Origin of the sequence: Paenibacillus brevis, from assembly GCF_018919145.1 — a bacterium.
GTDB lineage: Bacteria > Bacillota > Bacilli > Paenibacillales > Paenibacillaceae > Fontibacillus > Fontibacillus brevis.
In genome coordinates, this window is record NZ_JAHLQJ010000002.1 from 215,746 (window position 1) to 239,076 (window position 23,331).

Here is a 23,331-nt window from a genome sequence, read left to right on the forward strand (position 1 = left end):
TCCATCTGAAATCAAACTCTTATTTAGTACCCATTTGCGGCCACAACGCAACATAAGGGGAATCCAGCCTTTATTTTTCTTCTTCCTCAAGCAGCGAAAAATATTGCTCCAGCAGCTGGTCCAGCCGTCCCGAGCAGCTCTCCCGCTCGGCCAGCAGCTCGCTCAGCTGCCCGGCATCGCGAGCATTCTGCGGCTCGAGCATCGCCGCATCCACCGCCGCCAGCTCCGCTTCGGCGGCGGCAATCTCGCGCTCCAGCCGCTGCACTGCGGCTGGATTCGCGGCCTTGCCGCGCGCACCCGCACCGCTGTGCGGCGGCAAGGCGTCCTTCGCCCCGGCGGCACGGCTCTGCGTGCCACCGCCGGGGCTTTGCTGTGCCCGGGCGCTCCCGCCAGTCTCTGCCGCTTCAGCAGCGGCAGCTCCTCTGCGGGCCCGCTCCGCCCGGTAATCATCATAGTCGCCCGGCGTGACGGTCATCGATCCGTCCGCCAGCGACCAGACCTGGCCGGCCACCTTATTGATGAAGTAGCGATCATGCGAAATCGCCAGCAAGGTGCCGGGATACTCCTCCAGCGTCTCCTCCAGCGCTTCTCTGGATTCGATATCCAGATGATTCGTCGGCTCGTCGAGCAGCAGCAGATTCGGCTTGCGATACATCAGCATCGCCAGCCGCAGGCGGGTCCACTCGCCGCCGGACAAGCTCTGCACCTTCTTGAACACATCGCTGCCATAGAAGAGGAAGCGGGCCAGTTGGCCGCGGGCTTCCCCGGTCTCCATGCCGAGCTCTCTGCGGAAGTAGTCGAGGACACTTCCGTTCTCCTCGGCCGGCGCGGATTCCTGAGCCAGATAGCCCGGCTCAACCCGGGCCCCGAGCTTGGCCTCGCCCTCATCGGGCTGGATCAGGCCTAGAATGCTTTTCATCAAGGTGCTCTTGCCTGTTCCGTTGCCGCCGATCAGCACGGCTCGCTCCCCGTAGCGGAGCGTCTGGCTGATCCCTTGGTACAGCTGTCTCTCAGCAACAGAGTGGCTAAGCTCCCGCAGAATGATTGCATCCTTGCCCGAACGATCCGAAGGATCCAGTTGAAGCTCCATCCGCTTGCGTTCCAGAATCGGGCGCTTCAGCTTCACCATGCGGTCCAGCGCCTTCTGCATGGAAGCAGCCCGGCGGTGGAATCCCGGATTCGGCGGATTAGAACGGTTGCCCCATTCGATCAATTGCTTGATCGTCTCCTGCATTTTTTTGATTTTCTTCTGCTGTTCTTGATAATCGGCAAACTGCTGGAGCAGGCGGGCTTCCTTCTCCTCCTTGTAACGGCTGTAGCTGTAATGATAGGTGAACGCCTCGCCATCCTCCAACTCGATAATTTTCTGTACAACTGCATCAAGGAAGTAGCGGTCATGGGAGACGACGATCACTGTCCCGGTGTAATCTCTTAAGAACTCTTCCAGCCACTCGATAGCCGTCATGTCGAGGTGGTTTGTTGGCTCATCCAGCAGCAGTAAGTCAGGCCGCTGGAGAAGAATCACTGCCAGGCCGACCTTGGTCTTCTCCCCGCCGGAGAGGGAAGAGAATGGACGATCGAAATAGGAGCGGGGAATCCCGATCCCGGCGGCAACCCGGTCGATCTCGGAATCCATGCTGTAACCGCCGCCCTGCTCAAACGACTCCTGCAGCCGTCCGTATTGCTGGAGCAGACTGTTCATCTTCTGCTCCTCACCGGCCGTCCCGTTCAGGCTGCTCATCTCGGTCTCCAGGCGGCGCATATCCTGCAATGCCTCTAATTGACGCTTATAAGGGGAACGAAGTACGCCAAGGACGGTTTCCTCCAGCCCGTAATCCGGAATTTGCGCCAGGGAGGCAATGACGGCGTCCTTTCGGATCATGATCTGCCCTTGGTCAGGCGATTCCTCTCCTGTCAACAGGCGAAGCAGTGTCGTCTTGCCGGTGCCATTTCGACCGACCAGTCCTACCCGTTCTCCTTCCTTGACCTCGAATGTGACGTCTTGCAGCACCAGCTCGGCACCGTAATATTTTTGAATGTTTTGACCTTGAATCATCATGGAGATTCTCCTTTCAACCGCTCCGGAAAACCTGCCAGGACAACAAAAAAGGCTGCAGGAAATTCCTGCAGCCTTCTAGCGCGCACAGTGACTAAATCAGTCCGTGAGGCAGGGGAGGAGCGGGTTTTCGCAATTGGATTTGGATATCGAGTTTGTAAAAATGGACAGACTAATCCCGTTGAAGGTCTGAACATGAACAATGCCAGATAATGCCATAGGCAATTGGCTGACTCGATTCCATACTAAATTGCGATCCACTTTCCCCACCTCCTTTTCGAAATAACAAGATATGGAGATTATATGACGAGAGCTCTTATTATGCAAGCAGAACGAAAAAAGAAGGCGGCTTGCTTGTTTTTTTTCAGAGCACAGTTCTCTATAATCATTCTAAGATGCGTCGGCCGTCATCGCCGAGCTTATGTCCAGAGTAAGATTTAACTTTATTTCCGTACAGCAAGGAGTTTTAATTTGTATACCTTAAATGCCAGAATGATCGTAAAGCAGCTATTGAAACAATCCGGCAGCCAGGCCCAAATCCGATTGAAGCATCGGTTCCCCGGCGGCAGGAATGTAGGAGGGAAATACAGTATTTCCGACCATAGCGTAACCCTGTATCTCTATGAAATTCGTAAGCAATGCCGCATTATGTTTGGCTCGGCGTCGTTATCGCTCTGTAAGCAGCTTCTGCGAATTGTGCTTGCCCATGAATTGGGACATGCGCAGGACCCCCAGTTGTCCGAACTCAGTGATTCGATGGATGCCAGTGAATCTCTATTGGAGCGCAGCCGCCTTGCCCTGCAGATTGAGGAGAACGCCTGGAATTACGCAAGACAATTGCTGCCGGCGGCCTCCATGGAGATGCTGGAGGTTGTAGTGGGACACTCGTTGAGTGCATATCGTGAAGTCATCGCAGAGGAACAGGCCAGACAATATATTGCCTGACCTGTTCTCCTATATAGGATGATCCCCGGCTTGCCGCTGTTAATCGATGCGGATATTTCCTGAGTTCGCCCGAATCTTGATCATATCCGTCGTCTCCATGGGTGAATCCGGTGCCTTGATCGTACCGGAATTGGCCTTCAGATCATAGATGCCCTTAAAGGCTTGATCCTTGGATAGCGTAACATTTCCGGAGGTCACCGTAATATCAAGCTGATCAGAGCGTTGATCCTCCAGTTTGACATTCCCCGAAGTATTTTTGATTACACCGGAGCCTTGAAGATCCCGGATCGTGATGTTTCCGGAGAATCCCTCCACTTGAAGATCTCCCTGAACCGAGTCCGCCTTGATATTGCCCGAGATTACCTTTAACTTTGCTGAACCGGTAAGCGCCGAGAGGGTGATATTGCCTGAGGTTGTCTCCATATCAAGCTGTTCGGCAGAAGCAGAATCCAGCTTCAGGTTGCCGGAGAGGGTCGTCAGCTCAATCCGATTCGCCTGTAATCCGCTGAAGGTGCCATTGCTATGGCTCAGTTCTACCTGCAAGCGTTCCATAAGCTCTGCATCAGCCAAAGCTACGGTAACGGATTGATTCGTCGACTGGAAGTCCACGGTGAAGAAACTCCAGGATTCCGGATTCGTCAGATCCAGAGAAACCTTTGGACCGCTTAACTCGGAGGACTCCAGCTTGTCGATCAGTTCCTGCTTCATATTGCCCGAGACCTCGATATAGTTGCTGCCGTCCTGACTTGCAATGAACTCCATATCCACATTTGAACCGCTCTTGATGCGAAGCTCCTGGATGGAATCCAGCTGCCATTGTTTTTCAAAGTATGGAAGCTTATCGGTAAAGCGAAAGCCTTCATACGCCATGCCGGCAAGTCCGATGAGGATAAATATGATGGAGAGCAGGGACCATTTTTTAGTGTTCATTTTGTTGTCCTCCTCTGACGACGCGTTTGTTCCAGTTCATATAGCTCAGGGATAAGGAGAGCATTCCCTTGAACAACGGTTTGCTTCCAAGCCCTAGAAGAATTCCGATCCCTAGTATGCATAATGATGCATAAGCCTTGGCAGGGAAAAATCCGTTTCCGATGGCATAATCCAGGCCCACCAGCACAGGGGAAAGGATGCTGACGGCTGCGGTGACCGCAATGGATACGACGACTGCCCAGAACGAAAAAATCAGAGGAACGGCGACAAGGTTCAGCAGAACCAGGCCGGATACCACAAATGTATGTGCTACACCCCCGCGCGCTTGGGCCGCAGGCAAGCCGGGTAAGGGAGGTGTTGTCGATGACGGCTGTGAAAAGGAATGATCAGCGGCAGGATTTGACCAATACACATGCTCATTCACGGTATTGCGTTCCCTTATGGCCTCTTGCGCAAGCTCATACGGATCTCCAAGCTCCCGGGCAATCTCCTGCTCCGTCTTGCCGCTCTGCAATCCGAAGGCAAAATGAGCCTCATAATCCTCCATTAATTCATGGTATTCTTCAGGCGGCAGAACCGATAAATGCCCCTGAAGCTCCATTAGAAATTGTTCTTTATTCATATTCGGCTTCCTTTCTCGATAAGTTTCGATACACCGGCCGTAAACAACCGCCATTCTCTGACCAGCGTTTTCATATGGGCCTCTCCGGAAGCGGTCAGCTTGTAATACTTCCGGGGAGGTCCTTCGGACGACTCCTGCAAATAAGTCGTGCAATAGCCTTCGCTAACGAGCCTGCGCAAGAGCGGATAGAGCGCACCCTCGGCAACCTCGATGTGCTCGGAGACCGATTGGGCCAGCTCGTAGCCATACCGGTCCTGTTCATGAATCAGAACCAGCACGCACAGCTCCAGAGCGCCTTTCTTGAATTGAACGCTAATATCCAAGCTGTAATCACCTCAATCCAGAATTCTAGTTAATGTACGAGCACAGCTATCATGATCCATATAAGATGAACTATTGATTATGCATGCCGGGGGCAACGTGTTGAAGAAGAACACTTCATACTCATGCTCTTTCCACGCATTAGCTTTATCAGTTCAGCTTATATAGCGAAGGCATACGCGCATTGTACTGATTAATGTTCAGTAGTGGTTTAAGAAGATGATATCACTAGGTACTGAACAATGCAAGATAGTGGAGAAACAATAATAGCTCCTCTTTATGAGCGGAATTATAAGAACAGGTTTTTTAACTCTGGCATAGGTGAAATAACGGGTTACCTTGGGTCATACTGTTCAGTAAAGAACCGACTCTAAGCTGGAGTGGAAGGAATCTGTATTTTGATTTTATGCGGAAAATCGTACAAAGACTTATCGTTATGGCGGGATTTCTGGATTTTGTACGAAAAAACATCCGACTGCTACAAACTGCTGCATTGCTCATCCATATAGCCTATATAAGTTGAACTAATGATTATATAGGATGCAACGTATAAAGTATTATTACGATCATTGTTGTTCGCCGATTTCTTGGATTGATTTAGACCCTCTGAAGGAAGAATTCCGCTCCCAAAGGCGAACGCTGACGCTCTTCAGAATACTTTACACATATGCTTTTTCTGTGCAGTTATTTTGTTCAACTAGCATAGCTTACTGAGCCTGAAAAGAACAAAAAGGATGCGAGCTTATCAGTTCGCGTCCTTTTTGTGAGCGGATTGCCGCCCTATGATGGGGCTAATTCATGCAGTTATACTATTCCCGGGTCCCATACTGCGGGGTAAGACGGGAAAGGTCTTCGGTTGCAGGGCCTTCCAGAACATGTCCCCTGTAATCGAAGCGGGAGCCGTGACAAGGGCAGTCCCAGGAGCGCTCGGCCTGATTCCAGGCGCATTCGCAGCCCAAATGGGTGCAGGTGGTGTCAACGAGGTGGATGACGCCCTCCGGATCACGGTATGCGCCCGCACGTTTGCCTTGATGCTTGACGACCGCGCCCTGATCCGGCATCAGATCCTCCAGCTTGCGGTGCACCATTTCCACCTTCCCTGAAATAAGCTCCTTGGCGACATCCGCATTCTGCACGACGAGGTTTTTGAGCCCGGGGTTCACCTTGAAGCGGGAAGGGGAGAATAAATCGGCAAGCTTGTTATCCTTACCCTGAATCAGGTCGGTGATCAGCAGGGCGGCCAGCGTGCCAAAGGTCATTCCCCATTTAGCGTAGCCCGTAGCGACGAAGATTCGGGGATGCTTGGAGGTGACGGGACCGATATAAGGGACCTGGTCGATCGTGATCAGATCCTGGGCAGACCACCGGTAAGGAATGCTCTTAGCCCCGAAGGTCGAGCCTCCGAATTGCTCCAGTGTCTCGTAGTGCTTGATTGTACAATCGCTCTCGCCTGTTTTATGATTTTCGCCGCCGACGAGGATCAGTTCCTTGCCGTCCCACTCTGCCGCGCGAAGCGACCGTTTAGGATCGCCGCAGTTGATATACATTCCCCCCGGGAAACTTGTCTCGGGCTCCAGAGCTACCACATAGGAACGCTCGGCGTGAAGTCTGGTGAAATACAGCCCTCCGCCGTCATAGAACGGGAAGTGAGAGGCGGACACCGCATAGCGGCAGGTTATCTTGAAGCCGTTCTCGGTATGCAGCAGCAGGCTGCCGTCCTCCAGCTCCTTGGCCTTATCCGCCATTGTAGTCTGCTCGTAGAAAGCCCCTCCATGCGAAGAAATGTATTCCACCATATGCTTTAAATAGAGCAAGGGATGAAAACGGGCTTGGTTCGGCATTTTTATGGCGCCCAGCACGTTGATCGGAAGCGGGAGGGTATCGGTCCACTCTGCCGGAATTCCAAGCTGCTCATAGGCCTCCCACTCCTTCTTCAGATCAGCGAGCTGTTGCTCCGAGTCCGCGTACAAGTAGGCATCTTCCATGTGAAGATGGCAGTCGATCTGGTGCTCCTGTGCGATATCGATGATATAATGCTTCGCTTCTTCATTGGCATCATAGTACAGCCGCGCTGCTTCTTTCCCGAAATGATCGGTCAAGTGGCGGTAAATCAAGCCGTGCTGGGAAGTGACTTTAGCGGTAGTAAAGCCCGTCGTTCCGTCCAGGATCCTTCCGGCATCAATGACGGCGACTTTGTAGCCTGCCCGGGTCAGGGCATAAGCGGAAGTGATCCCGGTGATTCCCGCTCCTGCAATCAAAACATCGGCGGTCAAGTCGTCTTTCAGAACGGGAAAGTCAGGGAGTGAAGCGGTTTTTCTCCATAGGGATTCAGGATACTGGGGCAGACCAGTAGAAGTGGACGAGCTGCTGTTCATGAGAGTTCCTCCTTTTTGGATTCTGCTGTACATTATTACCACCGATGGAGGTTCAGAAACGAAGCGGGAATGGAATCCAATAAATTGACGAACAATGAATTAAGACTTATACTAATTCTAAATAGTTTAAACTACAAAAAGGACTGATTGCATAGATGAAAGCCTTGAATCTTACAACCCAGCGTCAAGCAGTATATGATGTCGTACGTCAGGCTCATGATCATCCTACAGCTGCGGAGGTCATGAACCGGCTGGTGGAAAAGGGATATAACTTTGCATACGGAACGGTGTACAATTCTTTGCGCTACCTTGTGGATAAAGAAATGATCCGCGAGCTCAAGCTGGGTGAAGCGGCAAGCCGCTACGATGCCAAGCTGGATGAGCATCAGCATATTTTGTGCGAAGTGTGTGGACGAGTGGACGAGGTCATGACCCAGGTTCCTGCAGACTGGAGCTTGGCGGTTGCCGGCGAGACCGGCTATGAAGTTCACCATGCGCATGTCGTATTCGGGGGGGTATGTGGGGCATGCCAGCGGAAAAGATCATGAAGCGAGCCGTCCTGCAGAACGGTAATATAACGCCGATTCGCCGTCCGCAGGAGCCTGCATTTGAGGCACCGGCAGACGGAGAGCTTATGATGTGCCCGGTGACCCAACGGGTCATTCTTGTCAGTCCATATCCAAGCGGGATTCACGAGCTGGTTCGGGATCTTTCCGAGGACTGCTTCGATGTACTGGTGTTCCACCATTGGGATCAAGGGATTCGCAATGCCCAATCCGCCGACCTGCTTATCTTCGACTTGACTCCGGTTCGGAGCCGGGAAGAGATCTCCAAGGTACAGGCGCTGCTTCATGAAGCGGGAGAGGTGCCTTCAATGCTGCTTGTGAATGAGGCCCTACTGCTTCAATTCAGCAAGGAGATGCCGAATCAGGAGCTGCTGGTATGGCCGTCACGCTCCGGAGAGGTAACTTACCGGGCGCGCCGGCTTATGCGTACAACGAATCAGCGGAGTAATTCCTCCCGTCTGCTTAGCGGTTCAGCCACGGCGATTTTCAAGGATCTGTGGATTGACCGCAAGAAGATGAGCGTCTATAAGGACGGCAAGATCCTCGAGCTGACGAAGACTGAATATGAATTGCTTACCAAGCTGATTGAGCGGGAGGGAGCTGTGCTGTCTCGGGAAGATTTACTGACGGAAGTTTGGGGGACGACCTTTATGGGCGGCAGCAATATTGTAGATGTCCACATCAAGAGCTTGCGCAAGAAGCTGGGAGATCGTGCCGTAAATTCACTATATATCGTGACCGTTCGCGGCGTAGGCTATCGTCTCGCGGACTAACATTCCAATAATGAAGTCATGAGGGTGGAGGGGAAGCCTCCGTACCGTATTCAGACCGGGAGGAGAACAGCATGGCACGTAGATTAGAGGGGAAAAGAATTGCAATCACCGGACCGCGTCGGGCGGAGGAATTGAGTAAGCTCGTCGAGAATATGGGCGGTGTTCCGCTGCTGAGACCAGCCCAGGGAACCGTGCTGCTCGATGATCAGGAGCTGCGGCAGGGGCTGGCGGACTGGATGGAGCATCCGCCCGACTGGGCGGTCTTCACAACGGGAGTCGGCCTGAATGCGCTGCTTGATCTGGCGGAGCAATCGGGACAAGCGGCAGCCTGGCTCAAGGTGTTGGAGAATAGCCATATTGCAGCCCGGGGCTATAAGACGGTTAACGTTCTGAAGAAGAACGGTCTGTCCGCCAAGGTGCGGGATGATGACGGCAGCTCTGAGGGACTGATCCGCAGCTTTCAGGCGGGGGGCTGCGTGCTGGAGGGCAAGGAGGTTATTCTCCAATTGTATGGAGATACGGCCCCGAGGCTGTCCTCCTGGCTTGAGGAGCAGGGCGCTCATTTGAGACAGCTGCTGCCGTATCGGCATATTGCTCCTCCAGAGGAGCAATTGGAGCTGCTGCTCTCCGATCTGCTTGACGGACGAGCCGATGCGGTGACATTTACGAGTGCCCCGCAGGTCCGCTTCCTGCTGGAGCATGCTGCGTCGCAAGGGAAGCGCGAGGCATTGCTTGAGGCGTTCTGCGGCCCTGTCGTAGCTGTAGCGGTGGGCAAGGTTACAGCCCACGGGCTGTATGAAGCGGGCATTCCCCGCGTCGTAGCTCCGCGGGAAGAACGTATGGGCAGCATGATGGTAGAGCTTGCGCGTTACTATGCGGGCGAGGCGCAAGCGTTAGTTGAATCCTGATAAATACAGGCCATTTCTGGGCCGGTGTGCCGGGGTTACCGGAGTACACCGGCCCTTGGTGTGAGAATAGGAATTGTACTGCCGACTCTGTTACAATAGTGCATGAGAAGTCGCGGGAAGAGAAGAGCGGCTTAATAACTAATGAGGTGAATGTATTTTGACGATAACGTTTAAGAGCATGGGCATGTCCCAGGCCGTGGTTAACATATTACAGGGGCAAGGAATCGTGAGTCCAACCCCGGTACAGGAGCAGGCCATTCCGGTAGCTGTCGCAGGCGAGGACGTCATCGTCCAGGCCCAGACCGGAACCGGGAAGACGCTGGCTTTTCTGCTGCCGATTCTGGAGAAGATTTCGCCGGCCAAGCCGGATGCCCAGGCATTGATTATTACTCCTACCCGCGAGTTGGCGATTCAGATTACAGCGGAAGCGCGTAAGCTGGGTGCGGCGCGGGAAGGGTTGTCTGTGCTTGCGGCATATGGGGGACAGGATGTGGAGCGTCAGCTTCGCAAGCTGCATAACGGCACACAGATCGTCATCGGTACGCCGGGCCGGCTGCTGGACCATCTGCGGCGCGGTTCGCTGAAGCTGGGTGCGGTGCGGTTCCTGGTGCTGGACGAGGCGGATCAGATGCTTCATATGGGCTTTCTGGCCGAGGTGCAGGATATTCTTGCCCAGGTTCCGCGGAGCCGGCAGACGATGCTGTTCTCAGCGACGATGCCGGATAATGTGAAGCGGTTGGCGAAGAACTACATGTCTCAGCCGCGCGATATTAAAATTGCTGAAAACTCACGGGTTACCCTGGATAGCATTAAGCAAATTGTCGTGGATTGCACAGACCGCTCTAAGCAGGATGCGCTCAAGGCAATGATCCGCGAGCATCGTCCTTATCTGGCAGTCATCTTCTGCCGGACGAAGCGTCGGGCCAGCACCTTAAATGAGGCGCTGCAGGCTGCAGGCTTCGCTTCGGACGAACTGCATGGCGACCTGTCGCAGTCGAAGCGCGAGCAGGTCATGCGCGCATTCCGCGACGCCAAGCTTGAGCTGCTGGTGGCTACGGATGTAGCCGCCCGCGGCATTGATGTGGAAGGCGTCACGCATGTATTCAACTACGACATTCCGCAGGATGTCGATAGCTACATTCACCGCATCGGCCGGACTGGCCGTGCAGGGGAGAAGGGGATCGCTATTACCTTTGCGGCCCCTAAGGATGTGGAGGCGCTGCGCAGTATTGAGCGCGGCATCGGGATTCGCCTGGAGCGCCGGCGCTTCGAGAACGGCGCGGTGAGTGTGCCGGGCCAAGGCGGAGGCCGCCCTGCGGCAACCGGGCCCAAGGCCGGCGGTGAATCGGCCCGGCGCGGCCGGGGCAATGCCAAGGGCACGGGCAGCGGCCAAGAGCGGGGCCGGAATGAGCGCGGTCAGCGCAAGAGCGGCGGCGCGGCTGGAGGCCGAAGCGCCGACGCCGGCCGGGAACGGCGCGGACAAGGACGCAATCAGCAACAGGGCGGCAAAGGCCGCCGCGGCGGGCGTTGAGCTGCTTGGAGCAGAGAGGCGCAGTTTTTTTCCAGAAGTTTATAACTTATCAAGGGGATCATGCGTCTAGTAGGATAGACAGAGTAATCAGGTTGAGTCAGTGACCTGAATACCTAACAGCATGGGAGGATAATGAGAAATGAATGCAATGCGGAGAAGATACGGCAGGGGACTAGTGCTTGGGGTGTTAATGCTGGTGCTGGTGATGGTTACAGCTTGTGCGAAGGATACGCAGGGCGTGCTGCCTTCGCCGTCAGCTCAAGAGGAGCCCGGAGACCAGAATACGGCCACAACGGATAATACGGGAGAGAATGCGGATGGATCCTCCGACGAGCCTGTAACTCCTGTTGAGGATGATTCGACCGGCGGAGAGAACGGCACGGGGCAAGAACCTGCTAATGAAGAGAAGCAGCCGGACCCCGCCGACCAGGTGGATTTCTCCGATGCGCAAAGTGTTACGGTACTAGTCAACAAGGAGTATGCTTTGCCGGAAGACTATGAACCGTCCGATCTGGTCTATCCGGATGTACGGTTTACGTTCTCCGAGAAGATCGAGAAGCGCATGATGCGGAGTGAAGCCGCGGCGGCGCTGGAGAAGCTGTTTGACGGAGCCGAAGAAGACGGTATTTATCTGGCAGGTGTGTCTGCTTATCGCTCACACAGCACGCAGACCTCGCTTTTTAACCGGTATGTGAAGAAGGATGGCCTGGAGAAGGCTAAGACTTATAGCGCGGTGCCGGGACACAGCGAGCATGAGACCGGATTGGCGATCGATGTATCCGGCAGTGACGGAAAATGCGCGGCCGAAGACTGCTTCGGGGACACAAAGGAAGCGGAGTGGCTGGCGAAGCATGCCACGGAGTACGGATTCATTATCCGTTACCCGGAGGGCAAGGAGGGTATTACCGGATATAAATACGAGCCTTGGCATCTGCGTTATGTCGGAACGGAGATTTCCTCCGATATTGCGGAGCGCGGAATTACATTGGAGGAGTATTATAATGCGGTGCCGGTGACAGCCAATCCGTAAAAAGGATGGTCCGGTCCGGAGCTTTTTACAAAAAGGTATGCGGGACTCGAGGTCGAAACAACAGGTACCATGGATAGAGCAGAAAGCAGTCCATCCTTCATCGAGGGGGGCTGCTTTTGTTTGCCTTTGGCGCCGCGCAGACTTGTGGCCCGGTCTTCCGGGCTGTTATGATGAAGAAGGCAAGCGAAGCAACCATCGCATCGTTGTTGCACCCATCCGTAACCCTAGGGCAGGAGGTGGTTCCCATGGCTCAGATAACCAAGAAGGCGCTGGCAGCGTCCTTGAAGAAGCTCCTCAGGGAGAAGCCGCTGGATAAGGTGACGATCATAGACATCGTTGAGGACTGCGAAGTGAACCGTCAGACATTCTATTATCATTTTCAGGACATTTACGATTTGATCGACTGGATTTTCCTTACGGAAGCATTGGTCACCATCGATGACAAAAAAACATATGCGACCTGGCAGCAGGGCTTCCTGGAAATATTTCAATACGTCCTTGCTAACCATGCCTTCGTATCGAACATGTACCATTCGGTGAGCCGTGACCAGTTGGAGCGCTATTTATACAGTGTCACTTACGAACTCTTGATCGGCGTGGTGGAGGAACAAGCAGCCGGGATGGGTGTTCGCGACGAGGATAAAAAGTTCATCGCTGATTTTTATAAGTTTGCGTTCGTCGGATTGATGCTGGATTGGATTCGTCAAGGCATGAAGGAGGATCCCGTCAAAATCATCAACCGGTTAGGGGTGTTGGTTCAGGGAGACATTGCCCGGGCGCTGGAGAAGTACAGTATGGATTATAAAAGTGCGTGTTCAAAAGATGACTTTTTGAACAACCTCTAGAAAGATAAAGATATCAGGCCTGTCCAAAATTTAGACAATACAGCCGTTGTGTCGAAGCTTTCGGCATGAGGGCTATATTGTCTATTAAGTGTGCCTCCCAAAAGGATTATGCTGGGGTTATCCAAAATGAGGAGGTATCCGAAATGTACTATTCGAATGGAAATTACGAAGCCTTTGCACGCCCGGAAAAGCCAAAAAATGTGGAGAGAAAATCCGCTTATCTGGTAGGCAGCGGCTTGGCTTCGCTGGCAGCGGCCTGTTTTCTGGTTCGGGATGGACAGATGAAGGGGGAGCATATCCATATCCTCGAAGAAATGAGTCTGCCGGGAGGCGCCTGCGACGGGATCAAGGATGCGCAAAAGGGCTTTATTATCCGGGGCGGCCGCGAGATGGAGAACCACTTCGAATGTCTGTGGGACCTGTTCCGCTCCATTCCGTCGATCGAGACGAAGGACTTGTCGGTCCTGGATGAGTTCTATCGGCTCAACAAGCACGATCCGAACTATTCGCTCATGCGCGCTTCCGTCAACCGGGGGGAGGATGCGCATACGGACGGCAAATTCACGCTCTCTGAAAAAGCATCCATGCAAATCGTGAAATTATTCATGACCCGGGATGAGGACCTCTACGACGTAACAATCGACGATGTGTTCGACGAGGAATTTTACGCCTCGAATTTCTGGCTCTACTGGCAAACCATGTTTGCATTCGAGAAATGGCACAGCGCGCTGGAAATGAAGCTGTATCTGCAGCGCTTCATTCATCATATCGGAGGGCTGCCGGACTTCTCGGCGCTGAAATTCACGAAATATAACCAGTACGAATCGCTCATTCTGCCGATGGTGAAGTTTCTGGAGGATCACGGCGTTCACTTCCAGTACGATACCCGGGTCACAAATGTTATTTTCGATATTCGGGACGGCAAAAAAACAGCCAAACAGCTAATCTGCATCCATAACGGCAAGGAAGAGACGATCGATCTGATCGAGGATGATCTGGTGTTCGTCACCAACGGAAGCTGTACCGAAAATTCTACGCTCGGCGACGACGATCATGCGCCTGTCATGAACACTCAACCCGGCGAGGGCGGCTGCTGGCAATTGTGGAAGAACATCGCCGCACAGGACCCTTCGTTCGGCCGTCCGGACAAATTCTGTACAAACATTCCCGCCACGAATTGGGAATCGGCCACAGTAACTACCCTGGATCACCGGATTCCCCGCTATATCGAAAAGATGAGCAAGCGTGATCCGTTTTCCGGCAAGGTTGTTACCGGTGGCATTATTACAGTTAAAGATTCCAGCTGGCTCATGAGCTATACGATCAACCGGCAGCCTCATTTCAAGGAGCAGCCGAAGGACCAGGTGGTTGTCTGGGTTTACGGCTTGTATACGGACGTTCCGGGCGACTTCGTCAAGAAGCCGATGAAGGAATGCACCGGGAGGGAGATCGTCGAGGAATGGCTCTACCATATGGGGGTTCCGGAGGCGGAGATTCGTGAATTGGCCGCCACCGGCGCACATTGCATTCCTTGCATGATGCCTTACATTACCGCTTTCTTCATGCCGAGAACAGAAGGAGACCGTCCAAAGGTCGTACCGGAGGGCAGCGTTAACTTTGCCTTTATCGGCCAGTTTGCCGACACTGTCCGCGACACCGTGTTTACGACCGAATATTCGGTGAGAACGGCAATGGAAGCCGTCTATACGCTGCTGGACGTGGACCGCGGCGTACCGGAAGTATTCGCTTCCTGCTACGATGTCCGGGTGCTGCTCGATTCGACGGCCAAAATGCTGGACGGGAAGAAGCTGACCGATCTCAAATTGCCGTTCATTGCGAAGCTGGTTGAGAAGCAATTGCTCAAAAAAGCATCCGGTACGATCATCGGCGAGCTGCTGGAACGATATAAACTGATCTAATAATCTGAACTGAAGCCAAATTAGCTGCGTGTTTTGAGAAGTCAAAAAAATACACGTCAGCGGGTTGTGAAACTATACCGTACTCCACAAGCCCCCTAGCTACAATAAGGATCATAAAGGCATTTTGTGCCTAGATCCGATTGCAGACAGGGGGTATTTTCTTTTGAAGACGGATAAAAAGAGCCTGGTTACACTGGAAAGCGATATTTTAGTGGCCGGGGGAGGCGTCTCGGGGGTAATGGCTGCCCTTGCGGCTGCCCGGAATGGAGCGAAGGTTATTCTGTGCCAGGATCGGCCTGTGCTTGGGGGCAACGCTTCTTCGGAGATACGGATGCACATTGTCGGTGCAGCCAACTCCAAACGGGGAAAAGAGCTCGAGACGGAGGCGCGGGAAGGCGGCATTCTGGAAGAGATTCTGCTGGAGAATGCCGTCCGCAATCCCCAGCGGAGTGCATCGATGTTCGATTTAATCCTTTACGAGAAATGCCGGGCCGAGCCGAATTTGACGCTGCTGCTGAATACTGCGGTTATTGAAGCGGAAACGGAGAACGGACATATCGTCTCTGTTCTGGCGGTTAGAGAGAGCACGGAGCACCGGTTCCGCATCATGGCGCAAGTGTATATGGACTGCACCGGCGACGGCCGGCTTGGCAAGGAAGCGGGCGCATTATATAAATCCGGGCGCGAGGCGGCCGGCGAGTATGGCGAGACACTTGCGAACGAACATGCGGATCCGTACCGGCAAGGCTCTTCGCTTTTATTTACCACCCGGGATATGGGGCGGCCGATGAGCTTTACGCCGCCCTCCTGGGCGCGCAAATTTACGGAAGAGGATTTGAAATTCCGTAGCCACTCCACCTGGGAGTATGGCTACTGGTGGGTCGAGTTCGGCGGGATGCTGGACACGATAGCCGATAATGAGGAGATCCGCGACGAACTGCTGGGGATTATGCTGGGCGTCTGGGATCATATCAAAAATAGCGGCCATCATCCCGAGTCGGAGAACTGGGCGTTAGATTGGTTCGGGTTTGTCCCGGGGAAAAGAGAGTCGCGCCGCTTTATCGGAAAATATCTGCTGACCCAGCGCGATCTGGAGCAGGCGACACATTTCGAAGACGTAATTGCGTATGGAGGATGGCCGATGGATACGCATCCGCCCCAGGGCATCGATGCCACCGAACTGAATCCGGCGCATCAGCCATTCAGCCGGTACGTGTACGGCATCCCGCTCAGGGCGCTGGTCAGCGTCAATGTCGATAACTTGATATTCGCCGGACGCAACATATCGGCAACGCATATCGCCTTCTCCAGCACGAGGGTGATGGGAACCTGCGCGGCCATGGGACAAGGCGCAGGCACGGCGGCTGCGCTCGCCGTTCAGGCCGGCTTGAAGCTGGAGGACGCCCTTCAAGATAAAGAGTTTATCCGGCAGGTGCAGCATCAGCTGTTAAAGCAGGATGCCTATTTGCCGGGGATCATACCGGCTAAGGACAATTTGGCGCTACGTGCGATTGTCAGCGCCTCTTCAGAACAGCCGGAAGGACCAGCAGTTGATGTAACCGATGGCCATACCCGGTCGATGTACGGAGCAGGCGGGGCCAGACCGGAGCTAACCATCCCCGGAACGCACCGTTGGATGTCGCAGCCGGGCGATCCCGCCCCCTGGATCGAGCTGGAGTGGACAACGCCGGTACCGATTGGTGATATCACGCTCGTATTTGACACGGGCATGCATCGCAGACTGACGCTGACCCATTCGAACGAAGTGTTGAGAATGATGGAATGGGGTCCCCAGCCAGAGACAGTGAAGGACTTTACGGTAACGGCCTATTTCCGTGATCCTGAAGAAGCGCCGCCCCGTCAGATCCTTTCCATCCGGGATAACTACCAACGTCAAATCGCCTGCCGGGTGAAGCTGGAGCATGTGGTGAAGCTGCGCGTGGACATCGAAGCCACCAACGGGCTGGACCATGCCCGAATATTTGAAATCCGCTGTTACGAATAAAAGTTGCGCCCTAAACACATTCCGTCGTCTGAGTACGGACTTGTCGGGCTATGAGATGACGGTAAATGAGCTGTCAGGCCGCTAGGTGGTCAAGCCGGAGTTGCTACAAACTCCCTGTGGAGCGAATCAAGGGCGCATTTGCAGGAAAGTGTGCAATAGCAGGAAGACAGTTAAACATTAGAGGGCGGATTAAGGGGCAACGTGTGAAGGGTTGCTACGATCGCTGTTGTTCGCGGATTTCCATGATTGGATTAGGTTCTAACAAAGGAGAAATCCGCTCACAAAGGCGACCGCTGACGCTCTATGCTTCCGAGGGAGCTTTCTTGCAGAAAGCTTTTACCTTCACACTTATGCCCTGGCTACTTCGCCTTTGCAGTTTAACTGTAATGCGATTTGCACATGGCTGAGCCATAAGCAGAATTGCAATGAGCTTGCCGCCTGCGGCATCATGCAATGAGGGGTATCACTCGCGCTAGAGTTGCGCCCCGACCTCATGTTGCTTCGGCCTTGCACCGAAACTTTTCCTGTCCTGCCAGTACTTAAGTTTTTCTCCAAACTTTACTTGTCCACTGGCATTCTAGGTCTTGCTCCGAACTTCAATCGCCCTACAAGACGATATGAGCACCTCATTCTTCTGCTCATGCTCATCCGGTCGCGATTTAATGAAATTACTTCCCTTAAAATCTTCATTCGACGCACGAACCCACATTTAGTGAAAAAACTTACCTTAGATCGCCAGTAACTAGCCAAACCCGTGTTTTAGTCAACTTTAAGTACAAAAATTTCACTATATCCGCATTTCTAGCATTTCCAATGAATTTAAGCTAACTTTTTTCACTGCATGCGTAAGATCCTATTTTCATGCGATCGACCGATCATCGTCATGCTGCGAAACACTGCGCCCTGGGAGCCGCGCTCGGTGCGAGGTGTACGGCATGCGTACTTGGTCGGTATATTCAGAATCTACTGGAATAACTCCTGGGGCGTGACCAGAATGAGGTTGGTCAAATAGTTGAGTGATTCAAGTGCTTTGCCACTGCATGTGAAAGGACCGTGTGAGAGCTGCTATCATGCATTCGGCACCTATAAAGCCGAACCAAAGCTCCTGCGTATAAGGGCATAAGTGTGAAGGGTGCTGAAGAAGCGGAGCGTTCGCCTTTGTGAGCGGATTTCTCCCTTATCATGGCTTAGTAAATCAAGAAATCCTCGAACAACAGCGATCGTAAGCACCGTTCACACGTTGCCCCAGCACGCAGAATCATTAATCGGTTTATAGTATTCCGTACTCATCTTGCAGCAGATTGCGCCGAATGGGGTCCCGGTGATGACCTGTGGGACACCCTCTGTTTTTGGCTTCATCGGACCGGACAGGTCAAAATATTGCACATGAACGAGTCGGAAGGCTATACCGTAATCCCGGAGGCCGCTTGCTACAATAAACCAATAGAAGATAGCAGGCAGACCTTCAAGGCTCGTCTGCCGGGAAAGAGAGGGCTCACCATGAACAGTTATACATTGAAGAGCAAGGCAATACCGTTGAATACGGATTATGATGTCATCGTTGTAGGCGGCGGCCCGGCGGGTTGTACCGCAGCGGCTGCAGCAGCCCGGGAAGGCGTGCGCACGTTATTGATCGAAGCTACCGGAAGTCTTGGCGGAATGGGAACCTCGGGTCTGGTTCCGGCCTGGTGCCCGTTCTCCGATAAACAGAAATTGATCTACCGCGGCCTTGCCGCCAAGGTATTCGAGACGCTGAAAGCGCAAATGCCGCATGTGCAGGCAGATGCGATGGACTGGGTTCCGATCGAGCCGGAGAAGCTGAAGCGGGTCTATGATGACCTGGTGACGGAAGCCGGAGCCAGCGTGCTGTTCCTGACGTCGCTTGCCGATGTGGAGCGCGATGAGGACGGGAATGTAACGGCGATTATAGTGCTGAACAAGGGCGGACTTCAGGCGTTTCGCGCCAAGGTATATGTGGACTGCACCGGGGACGGAGACGTTGCCGCATGGGCCGGGGCGGAATATCAGAAAGGGGATGCGGTTACCGGGGAGCTGCAGCCTGCTACGCATTGCTTTATTCTCGGCAATGTCGATGATTATGCGTATTTGACCGGACCGAACCTTCACGGCGATAACCCCAACAGTCCGATCCATGAAGTGTTCCAATCAGGCAATTATCCGGGAATCCCGGATACGCATATATGCAACAACTTGGTGGCCCCGCGTTCGGTTGGCTTCAATGCCGGCCATCTGTGGGACGTCGATAATACCGATACCTTCACTGTCTCGAATGCGATGATCGAGGGGCGCAAGATGGCGGCAGCGTACCGCGATATGCTGGCGGACGTTCAGCCGACCGCGTTCGGCAATGCCTTCGTGATGAGCACGGGTACGTTGATCGGCACCCGCGAATCGCGGCGGATCATCGGCGACTATATTCTGACAGCGGAAGATTATATGGAGCGCAAAAGCTTCGAGGATGAGATTTGCCGTAACAGCTATTTCCTGGATATCCATGGAACCAAGGAGGAGCAGCAGAGCGGTACAGGCTCCAGCCTCACGATCACACTGTACGGTCCGGGCGAATCGCACGGCATTCCATATCGCTGTCTGACCCCGCGGGGCTTGCGCAATGTGCTGGTGGCAGGTCGCAGCATTTCATGCGACCGCAGGGTGCACGGAAGCGTTCGGGTCATGCCGGTGTGCCTGGCGATGGGCGAGGCGGCTGGACTGGCAGCGGCGCTGGCTGCAAGCCAGGCGGAGCATGACGTCCATGCCGTGGACGTTGCCCATTTGCGCCAACGGCTGCAGGAGGAAGGCGCCTACTTGCCGGATATCGGCGCAGACGCCGTGGAGGTGAACACCGGTGAGCAGTGAGCAAACCGTTGTGCAGAAGAGAATGACGACACCGAAGAGAACGTACTGGACGCGTAAAAAAAGGGAGCAGTGGGCCGGGTGGCTTTTTATTGCGCCCGAGGTCATCGGTATGATTTTTCTATCCGTGTTCCCGCTGCTGTTCAGCCTCTTCCTGAGCTTCACGGAGTGGAATCTGGTCGGCGGGCTGTCGGCGATCCATTTTACCGGTCTGGACAACTTCATCAATCTGTTTAAGGACAATCACTTTATTCTGGCGCTGAAAAATAATGTGCTGTTTACAGCCGGTACGGTGCCGCTGACCATGGTGCTTGCCATCATTCTGTCGGCGATGATCCATAAGAAGCTGTACGGCAAGGCCTTTTTCAAGGTAGCGTTCTTTATCCCTTATATTTGCTCGACGGTAGCGATCGCTGCTGTGTGGCAGGCGTTGTATCATCCGTCCAAAGGACCGCTCAACCAGCTGTTGATGCAACTGAGCATTTCCGATCCTCCGCGTTGGCTGGTCGATACCAGCTACTCGCTGATTGCGATTATGATCATTTATATTTGGCAGATTCTCGGCTACCAAATGATTATCTTCCTCGCGGGCATGACGAATATTCCGGAAGAGCTGTATGAAGCGGCGACGATCGACGGAGCCACAGGCATCCAGCAGTTCCGGCGCATCACCGTGCCGCTGCTGGGCCCGACGACCTTTTTCCTGGCGATTACGAGTACGATTTCGTCCTTCAAAGTGTTTGACATGATCAAGTTCCTGACGAATGGCGGTCCGAACTACTCCAGTACGGTTATTGTGTATCAGATCTATGAAGAAGGGTTCGAGCGCTTTAAGATGGGGTACGCTTCGGCTATGTCGTGGGTGCTGTTCCTCATCATCATGCTGGTAACATCGATTACCTGGATTACACAAAGCCGGAAAGTTCATTATTAGAGGTTTTCGACTCCCGTTTTATAGTCTTAAGTGAAAGGAACCCATGCGATGTCACTCAAAAAAATAAAGACAAGTAATCTGATTCTGACCGTGCTCTTCGCCGTGCTCTCCGCCTTTTTCCTGCTGCCGCTCATCTGGATGCTGTCTGCGGCCGCAAAGACGGAACGGGATGTGTGGACGTTTCCGATTCAATGGATCCCGAAGGACTGGAATCTGGTCAGCAATTTTAAAGCAGTATGGATGGGCGACGTCTCCTTCGGCCTGTTCTATATGAACTCGATCAAGATCGCGGTGATCTCGACGCTGGCTACAGTAATCATCTCATCGATGGCCGGCTATGCCCTGTCCAAGCTGGAGTTCAAGGGCCGTGCCGCCGTGTTCAGCCTGATGCTGGCGTTCATGATGATTCCCGAGCAGGCCACGCTCGTCCCGCGCTATATTATGATTAAAGAGCTCGGCTTGTACGATTCGCACGCCGCCCTGATTCTAATGGGGATGTTCTCCAGTTATTTTGCCTTCCTGCTGCGGCAGTTCATGGCAAGCATTCATAACGATTTGCTGGAAGCAGCCGAGCTGGACGGCGCCGGATTTTTCCGCATCTTCTGGAGCGTGATGGTACCGCTTAGCCGGCCGATTCTGGCGACGGTAGGGATTATCAAATTCATCTGGACCTGGAATGATTACCAGGGTCCGCTGATCATGCTGAATACGACGAAGCTGTATACGATCCCGCTCGGCATGCAGTTCTTCCAGGAAGAGTTCGGTACGCGCATTTCAGTCATGATGATGGCTTCCGTTGCAGCGATCATTCCGCTGCTGGTGCTGTTCCTGGCACTGCAGAAGCAAGTCATTGAAGGGATTGCCATTGGAGGGGTCAAGGGTTGATTTGGCCTTGGCCGGTACTGCAAGGGATCGGCCAAGGTCAAAAATGTCTACGTGCATACCGCAATTCTGTACACGGTATAGGTGAAGATGAGATAGTATAATGTGCCTGCAGCAACTATTAGAAGAGGTTGTTTAAAAAGTCGACTTTTGATCACGAGGTAATTCGAGAAGCGGATTCGACATCGAATCTTGAATTCAGCCGGGCCAAGCCTATGCTTCCGAAGTATGTTTCCTGCGGAAACATTTCAGTTGCTCACGTAGGTTCGCCTACGCTCCGCTACTCAGTCCCTAGCTTCATCCAACTCAAGCGTTTTGTAAAAACGCACATCGAAAGCATAAGCTTCGGTGCTGAAAACCTGACTTTTTGAACACACACTTAAAAGGGGGAATTGATTTTGAAGAAAACATCATTATTGCTGACCTGTCTGTTCTTGATCCTCTCTATCACCGCATGTGGAAGCAATAGCGGCGGCAACGACAATAAGTCTGCAACGAACGCGCCTGCAGCCAATGAGAAGAAGGAGCAGCCTGCAGGGAAGGAGAAGATCAAATTCTACACCTTCAAGGCGAGTAAACCGGAGGAGCCGATCTATCAAGCGGTTCAAGCATACAATGAGTCTCAGGACAAGGTAGAAGTAGAGTATGTCTCCCTTGTGCAGAATAGCGACAGCACGGATTTCATGAAGAAGCTGGACATTCTTATCGGGAGCGGCGAAGTGGTCGACGTCTTTATGACCGGCAACGAAGAAGAACTGCTCGAACGTGCTTCGCGCGGAGTTGTGGAACCGCTTAACTCGTTCTTCGAGCAGGAAAATGTAAAGCCGGAAGATGAGTACAACAAAGTCGTCAAGCTGGACAGCAACATCTACGGATTGCTGACAAGCTCAACGCAATGGTTCACCGTATTCAACCGCGATCATCTGGAGAAGGCGGGTCTGGAGCTCCCGGAGATGGGGTGGACATGGGATGACTTCCGCGAATATGCGAAAAAGCTGACGATGGATGGACACTATGGAACCTACTTCCATACCTGGGGGGAATACGCCAATATAATCGCTTATACCGAACGTCCGAATCCGCAGCTCGATGCCAACCTGAATCCGATCTTCGATGATCCGTCCTTCAAGTATTTCTTCGAGCTCCGCCGGGTGATGGAGCAGGAAGACAAGAGCGTAGAACCGTATGCGGACGTGCTTGCCTCCAACTACCATGTACTGCAGCAGTTTTTTGCCGGAAATGCAAGCATGCTGGCCGTACCGAGCTATGCGGTAAGAGCCGGCCTGAATCTGGAGAAATTCCCGCATGACTTCCAAATGGTGTATGCGCCGGTACCGCGTTCCGTAGATTCGAACGATATCGGCATGACCAATATCTCCGGAGCCGGCGTGGCGATCGGAGCGAAATCCGAGCATAAGCAAGCTGCCTATGACTTCATTAGATGGGTGACCAAAGAGGCCTCCAAGTATTCTAAGGATATCCCTTCCTACAAGGGTGCCGACGGCGAAGCGCTGATCAAGGAATTTTTCAAAGATAATACGGATCTGATCGACACGGAATCGTTAGCCAACACCCTCTTTGACTCGCGCAACAAAATGCCTGACAGCTTCAGCGTGCCCTACGGCTCTGAACTGAAAACCATCGTGGAGAACGGAATGTCAAGCTATATGCTGGATAACCGCAGCTTCGATGAAGTGAAGGCAATGATGACCGAAGAAGTGAAGAAAGTCGTCGACGCTAACAAGTAGAAGATAATGTCAGGTAACAGCGGCGGTAAAGGGATTATAATGAAAATATAATTACGGATACTTCAGG

The 23,331-nt window shown here is 53.3% G+C and carries 19 protein-coding genes; 13 read left to right on the forward strand and 6 right to left on the reverse strand.

The features are described from left to right. Window positions 1–70 precede the first annotated feature (70 nt). Entirely contained in the window at window positions 71–2,059 is a 1,989-nt protein-coding gene (gene abc-f, locus KQJ23_RS03155) for a ribosomal protection-like ABC-F family protein (protein WP_216477225.1), read from the reverse strand. A 96-nt stretch (window positions 2,060–2,155) separates the two neighbouring features. After that, the gene (locus KQJ23_RS03160) at window positions 2,156–2,317 is read right to left on the reverse strand and encodes an RAxF-45 family protein (RefSeq protein WP_216477226.1); all 162 of its coding nucleotides are present in this window, start codon (window positions 2,315–2,317) and stop codon (window positions 2,156–2,158) included. Window positions 2,318–2,548: 231 nt separating this feature from the next. Here KQJ23_RS03160 and KQJ23_RS03165 point away from each other — a divergent pair, with 231 nt between their 5' ends. Further along, window positions 2,549–3,001 carry a hypothetical protein gene (locus KQJ23_RS03165; RefSeq protein WP_216477227.1) on the forward strand — a complete coding sequence of 151 codons (453 nt, stop codon included), beginning with the start codon at window positions 2,549–2,551 and terminating at the stop codon, window positions 2,999–3,001. Between the two features lie 39 nt (window positions 3,002–3,040). Here the strand turns inward: KQJ23_RS03165 and KQJ23_RS03170 are convergent, their stop codons facing one another. The 4 genes from KQJ23_RS03170 to KQJ23_RS03185 all read right to left on the reverse strand — a co-directional run bounded on the left by KQJ23_RS03170 (window position 3,041) and on the right by KQJ23_RS03185 (window position 7,249). Next, window positions 3,041–3,931 carry a DUF4097 family beta strand repeat-containing protein gene (locus tag KQJ23_RS03170; protein ID WP_216477228.1) on the reverse strand — a complete coding sequence of 297 codons (891 nt, stop codon included), beginning with the start codon at window positions 3,929–3,931 and terminating at the stop codon, window positions 3,041–3,043. After that, window positions 3,921–4,553, reverse strand: a complete 633-nt coding sequence (locus KQJ23_RS03175) for a DUF1700 domain-containing protein (RefSeq protein WP_216477229.1) — start codon at window positions 4,551–4,553, stop codon at window positions 3,921–3,923. Before KQJ23_RS03175 ends, KQJ23_RS03170 begins: the two co-directional genes overlap by 11 nt. Beyond that, a complete protein-coding gene (locus KQJ23_RS03180) occupies window positions 4,550–4,876 on the reverse strand; it encodes a PadR family transcriptional regulator (RefSeq protein WP_216477230.1) in 327 nt (108 codons plus the stop codon). The genes KQJ23_RS03175 and KQJ23_RS03180 overlap by 4 nt, the downstream gene beginning before the upstream one ends. A gap of 807 nt (window positions 4,877–5,683) precedes the next feature. After that, window positions 5,684–7,249: an FAD-dependent oxidoreductase gene (locus tag KQJ23_RS03185; protein WP_216477231.1), complete on the reverse strand. Its 1,566-nt coding sequence runs from the start codon at window positions 7,247–7,249 to the stop codon at window positions 5,684–5,686. 155 nt (window positions 7,250–7,404) lie between these two features. On the opposite strand from KQJ23_RS03185, the gene KQJ23_RS03190 reads away from it, so the two are divergent. The 12 genes from KQJ23_RS03190 (at window position 7,405) to KQJ23_RS03245 (ending at window position 23,264) form a co-directional block, all read left to right on the forward strand. Then, on the forward strand, window positions 7,405–7,797 hold the full coding sequence (locus KQJ23_RS03190; protein WP_216477232.1) for a Fur family transcriptional regulator: 393 nt from the start codon (window positions 7,405–7,407) through the stop codon (window positions 7,795–7,797). Beyond that, window positions 7,776–8,588, forward strand: coding sequence for a response regulator transcription factor (locus tag KQJ23_RS03195; RefSeq protein WP_216477233.1), 813 nt, complete (start codon window positions 7,776–7,778; stop codon window positions 8,586–8,588). Before KQJ23_RS03190 ends, KQJ23_RS03195 begins: the two co-directional genes overlap by 22 nt. A gap of 71 nt (window positions 8,589–8,659) precedes the next feature. Beyond that, on the forward strand, window positions 8,660–9,496 hold the full coding sequence (locus KQJ23_RS03200; protein ID WP_216477234.1) for a uroporphyrinogen-III synthase: 837 nt from the start codon (window positions 8,660–8,662) through the stop codon (window positions 9,494–9,496). Window positions 9,497–9,674: 178 nt separating this feature from the next. Beyond that, on the forward strand, window positions 9,675–11,027 hold the full coding sequence (locus tag KQJ23_RS03205; protein ID WP_216477362.1) for a DEAD/DEAH box helicase: 1,353 nt from the start codon (window positions 9,675–9,677) through the stop codon (window positions 11,025–11,027). 139 nt (window positions 11,028–11,166) lie between these two features. Continuing rightward, entirely contained in the window at window positions 11,167–12,057 is an 891-nt protein-coding gene (locus tag KQJ23_RS03210; protein ID WP_249529467.1) for a M15 family metallopeptidase, read from the forward strand. Window positions 12,058–12,302: 245 nt separating this feature from the next. Then, on the forward strand, window positions 12,303–12,902 hold the full coding sequence (locus KQJ23_RS03215) for a TetR/AcrR family transcriptional regulator (RefSeq protein WP_216477235.1): 600 nt from the start codon (window positions 12,303–12,305) through the stop codon (window positions 12,900–12,902). A 143-nt stretch (window positions 12,903–13,045) separates the two neighbouring features. Continuing rightward, window positions 13,046–14,821, forward strand: a complete 1,776-nt coding sequence (locus KQJ23_RS03220; RefSeq protein ID WP_216477236.1) for an oleate hydratase — start codon at window positions 13,046–13,048, stop codon at window positions 14,819–14,821. Window positions 14,822–14,984: 163 nt separating this feature from the next. Further along, on the forward strand, window positions 14,985–16,826 hold the full coding sequence (locus KQJ23_RS03225; RefSeq protein ID WP_216477237.1) for an FAD-dependent oxidoreductase: 1,842 nt from the start codon (window positions 14,985–14,987) through the stop codon (window positions 16,824–16,826). Between the two features lie 1,500 nt (window positions 16,827–18,326). After that, window positions 18,327–19,703, forward strand: a complete 1,377-nt coding sequence (locus KQJ23_RS03230) for an FAD-dependent oxidoreductase (RefSeq protein ID WP_216477364.1) — start codon at window positions 18,327–18,329, stop codon at window positions 19,701–19,703. Next, window positions 19,693–20,634, forward strand: a complete 942-nt coding sequence (locus KQJ23_RS03235; RefSeq protein WP_430522273.1) for a carbohydrate ABC transporter permease — start codon at window positions 19,693–19,695, stop codon at window positions 20,632–20,634. Before KQJ23_RS03230 ends, KQJ23_RS03235 begins: the two co-directional genes overlap by 11 nt. 48 nt (window positions 20,635–20,682) lie before the next feature. Next, the gene (locus tag KQJ23_RS03240; protein ID WP_216477238.1) at window positions 20,683–21,519 is read left to right on the forward strand and encodes a carbohydrate ABC transporter permease; all 837 of its coding nucleotides are present in this window, start codon (window positions 20,683–20,685) and stop codon (window positions 21,517–21,519) included. 395 nt (window positions 21,520–21,914) lie between these two features. Further along, complete coding sequence (locus KQJ23_RS03245) at window positions 21,915–23,264, forward strand: ABC transporter substrate-binding protein (protein ID WP_216477239.1); 1,350 nt, start codon at window positions 21,915–21,917, stop codon at window positions 23,262–23,264. The last annotated feature ends 67 nt before the right edge of the window (window positions 23,265–23,331 follow it).